6 protein-coding genes are annotated in these 3,825 nt (G+C 67.8%); 1 reads left to right on the top strand and 5 read right to left on the bottom strand.

Annotated elements, in window-relative coordinates:
- Positions 1 to 130 precede the first annotated feature (130 nt).
- From L0977_RS25185 to L0977_RS25195, 3 genes are read right to left on the bottom strand one after another with little or no spacing between them, the layout of a single operon-like run.
- Positions 131 to 838, bottom strand: a complete 708-nt coding sequence (locus tag L0977_RS25185; RefSeq protein ID WP_234267664.1) for a hypothetical protein — start codon at positions 836 to 838, stop codon at positions 131 to 133.
- Positions 835 to 1,752, bottom strand: a complete 918-nt coding sequence (locus tag L0977_RS25190) for a glycosyltransferase family 2 protein (protein ID WP_234267665.1) — start codon at positions 1,750 to 1,752, stop codon at positions 835 to 837. The genes L0977_RS25185 and L0977_RS25190 overlap by 4 nt, the downstream gene beginning before the upstream one ends.
- Positions 1,753 to 1,757: 5 nt before the next feature.
- Entirely contained in the window at positions 1,758 to 2,453 is a 696-nt protein-coding gene (locus L0977_RS25195; protein WP_234267666.1) for a Bax inhibitor-1 family protein, read from the bottom strand.
- Between the two features lie 178 nt (positions 2,454 to 2,631).
- Between L0977_RS25195 and L0977_RS25200 the strand changes: the two genes are divergently transcribed.
- Positions 2,632 to 3,039 (top strand): GlcG/HbpS family heme-binding protein, encoded by a 408-nt coding sequence (locus L0977_RS25200; RefSeq protein ID WP_234267667.1) that lies wholly within the window; start codon positions 2,632 to 2,634, stop codon positions 3,037 to 3,039.
- Between the two features lie 231 nt (positions 3,040 to 3,270).
- Here L0977_RS25200 and hemP read toward each other — a convergent pair whose 3' ends face one another.
- Complete coding sequence (gene hemP, locus L0977_RS25205) at positions 3,271 to 3,495, bottom strand: hemin uptake protein HemP (RefSeq protein WP_234267669.1); 225 nt, start codon at positions 3,493 to 3,495, stop codon at positions 3,271 to 3,273.
- Positions 3,496 to 3,559: 64 nt separating this feature from the next.
- The coding region (locus tag L0977_RS25210; protein WP_234267670.1) for an ExbD/TolR family protein at positions 3,560 to 3,825 on the bottom strand (266 nt) is incomplete at its 5' end.

Here is a 3,825-nt window from a genome sequence, read left to right on the forward strand (position 1 = left end):
TGCGTTCTGTACTCAGTCACGGGCTCGATCACCCCAGCCGCTACCAAACTGCACGGGCCGGTCTGGCCGCCTCAACGGCGGCCACACTCTACCGCGCCAGTCAGATATGAAGATACAAGCCACGGGCGATTCAGGGGGAGGGATGAGGCGGCGGCATCCACAGGCCGCCGTCGTCCACGTGGCGCGGCCAGTAGCTGCGCCACAGGGGCACCCGCTGAAGCGCCATGCCGGCGTCGTCGGCCAGGTACCGGTAGCCCATGGGCTGCATGCGGCGCTCCGGGTCGAGCCGTTCGTACAGATCGGCGCGGGCCACGCGCCGGAGCGGGGCGATCATCTTCAGGTGGTACAGGTCGTGTCCGGCGGGTTCGATCCGCTGGGCGCCGATGCAGGCCTGCCAGGGGACGTGCAATTGCCCCTCGGGCTTGACGATGCCGCCGGTCAGCCGCAGCAACCGGGCCTGCGTCTTGCGGCCCCACACGCCATCGGTGCGGAAATGGCGGGGGCTGTACATCTCCCGCAGCCGGAACCAGTAGGCGTCGGCCGACCCGTCCATCAGGCGGCGCATGGAAAAACGCGTCAGCCAGTCGAAGCGCTCGTCCGGGTCCACCGCCAGCGCCCATTCGGCCCCGGCGTCGCGAGCGGCCTCCAGCAGGGCCAGCCGCCGGGTGGTTTCGTTGCTGAACAGATCCTGGGAGGCACGGTCGTCGAAGCTGATCCAGCCATCCACCAGCGGCGCGATGTTGCGCAGCAGGGCGGGGACCAGGTGCGCGTCGTGCCGGAACGAAAACACGGCCAGGACCCGGGGCGGGCGGCGCGAGGGCAGGCGGGCGTCGATCATGGGTGGGGTGGGCGGGGCGCGTGCCGGTGCAGCGCTCCCTGGATGCCCAGCTCGTAGGCCAGGATGTAGGCCTTCAGCAAGGGCCGGGCCTTGCGAAGTGGGGTGTGCAGTTCGGGGCCGGTGCGCTCCGCCGCTGCCGCGAGGATGTAGCGCTGCTTGTCCCGGACCCGCTGGCGGAAGGGCGGAAAGCGGGTGGCTCCCAGCTTCAGCCGCATCTGGCCGCTGAGGTAGCCGCGCCGCAAGTGATCCCACCAGGCGAGCACCGGGTTCCGCGGCTCCCGGTGCAGGGTGACCACCGCGGGGTTCCAGGCGATGTCGCAAACGGTGGCAACGCGGGCGTTGTATTCGCTGTCTTCACCGCCTGGCATGTCTTCCCGGAAGGCGCCCACGCTCTGCAACAGCCGGCGTTCGTAGGAGACGCCATACCGCAGGGCCTCGCCGGGCGGGGTCAGTGGCAGCCGGCGAATGTGGTTTGACAGGAACGATGCCAGTGCCACCGGATGGCCTGGACGGTCTGGCAGCAGCGCGCTCGCCACCGCCTGCGCGCCATCGCGGTGCGAGCCCAGGCGTTGCCGGGCCCATTCGGGCGCCGCCAGGCAGTCGTCGGCCAGGAAGGCCACCCAGGGTGCCTGGGTGTGGGCGATGCCCAGATTCCGGGCCGCGCCCACGTACCGCGATTCGGGCACCGCGAGCACCGGCGCGGTGATGCCGTGGGCTTTCAGCAGGGCCGGCACGTCACCGGGGCCTGTGTGAACCACCAGCAACTCCACCGGCACATCTTGCTGGAGCACCGAGCGCACGGCCGCGGGCAGGGTCGCGCGCGGGCCGTGCGAGATCACCACCACCGCCAGGGCGGGGGCCGTATCGGCAGGAATGGTCTTGGGGGCGGCGGGGGGCTCCTGGGCCGTCTGCAAGGCGGTCAGTCCCGCTCTCCGCCGAAGATGCCGAGCAGCACCAGCAGGCTCTGGAAGATGTTGAACAGGTCCAGATAGACCGCCAGGGTGGCGGTGATGTAGTTGGTTTCACCGCCGTCGATGACGCTCTTGAGGTCGTACAGCAGATAGAGGCTGAAGACGACGACGGCGATGGCCGCAATCGTGGCCATCATGGCGGTACTGCCCAGGAAGACGTTGACGATGGCGCCGAACATGATCGCCAGTGCCCCGACAAACAGCCATTTGGCCATGCCCGAGAGGTCACGCTTGATCACGGTGGACAGGCTGGCCATTACGAAGAAGATGCCGGCCGTTCCGCCGAAGGCGGTCATGATGAGCTCGCTGCCGTTGCGGAAACCCAGTACCGAGGCCAGCAGCCGCGACAGCATCAGGCCCATGAAAAAGGTGAAAGCCAGCAGCACGGGCACGCCCGCGGCCGAGTTCTTGGTTTTCTGGATGGCGAACATGAAGGCGAACGCCCCGCCGAGAAAAACGATCAGGCCCAGGCCACCGGTCAGGCTGGCGGTGATGCCGGCTTGCACACCGATCCAGGCGCCCAGCACGGTGGGCAGCATGGACAGCGCCAGAAGCCAATAGGTGTTGCGCAGCACCTTGTGGCGCTGCATCGAGGCAGCGGCGGGATGACCGAACTGGCCGGGAGAATAGAGGGGGTCGTTCATGGTCGGGGTCTCCTGTGGCATCGGTGAAAGGGGCATTGTAGGAGCCCTCGCTGGCGCCAGGGTTCCGCGCCGTGCTTGGCCGGCAGGTGTCTGTCGGGGTGTTCAACAGCTTTTACCGGGATGCACCCAATTCCTGCGGTATCGTCCACATTCGTTTGTGATTTGCACTGGAAATACCATGAAAACCAAAGCTGTCCTGGAAGCCGCCGATGTCAAACAGATCGCGGCCGCTGCCGAAGCCGAAGCCCTGAAGAACAACTGGGCCGTGACCATTGCCATCGTTGATGATGGTGGCCATCTGCTGTGGCTGCAGCGCCTGGATGGCGCGCCCGCCATTTCCTCGCACATTGCGCCGGCCAAGGCGCACACGGCCGCCCTGGGCCGCCGTGAGAGCAAGGTCTACGAAGACGTGATCAACCAGGGGCGGGTGTCGTTCCTGAGCGCACCGGGCGTGGCCGGCCTGCTCGAAGGCGGGGTGCCCGTGACCAAGGATGGTCAGGTCATCGGTGCGGTCGGTGTCAGCGGGGTGAAGTCCAGCGAAGACGCGCAGATCGCGCGTGCCGGCATCGCGGCCATCGGGCTCTGAATTCCCGCGAGGGTTTCCCGCGGGGTGCCCTGGCTGCGCCGGGGTCCGCCGCGGGTCGGTTGCCCCGGAGGTCCCGCGTGTAAGCGGAGCCGTTGCCGGGGCCCGGATCGATCGGCCTCCATGGCCGGGATGGTGCGGGAAAAAACGCCTGGCTACCGGGGACATGCCCCTTGGCTGGCTGAAAAACGACGCTCGGGGGTGAGTGGTCCCCGGGTCGCCCCACGATGAAAATTACTTGGTCAGGATGAGCTTGCCCTGGCGCGTGGTCTGCAGTCGGTACAGCGCACCGTTGTGCGAAATGGCGACCGACTTCTGGCCGCGCAGCACATCCTGGCTGGCCACGACGGACGCCGTGTCGGCCGCTGGGCTGTCGCCGGATGGTCGGTGTGCGGACAGGCTCGCGACGCTGTCCGGGCTCTCTGCGGCGGCCGAAAACAAAGACGGGTCCTGGTTCATGGTGTGCTCCGGTTCTCTGTGAACGTGAACAATGGGCGGGTCGGTGCTGGGTGATGCGCCCGTTTCAGGGGGCTGCCGGTTCGGTGACGAAGCCGATCTTGCGCACGCCGGCGCGCTGGGCGGCCGCCATGGCCTGGGCCACGCGCTCGTAGCGCACCGCCTTGTCCCCGCGGATGTGCAGCTCCGGCTGCGGCTCCATCGCTGCCGTCTCGTTCAGGCGCTGCTCGAAGACGGCATCGTCCACCCGCGCATCGTTCCAGTAGTACGCCCCCTCGGCGTCCACCGACAGCCGCACGTTCTCCGGCTTGTCCAGCAGCTTCTGGTTGCTCG

It is taken from the genome of Hydrogenophaga sp. NFH-34, from assembly GCF_021401345.1.
GTDB lineage: Bacteria > Pseudomonadota > Gammaproteobacteria > Burkholderiales > Burkholderiaceae_C > Hydrogenophaga > Hydrogenophaga electricum.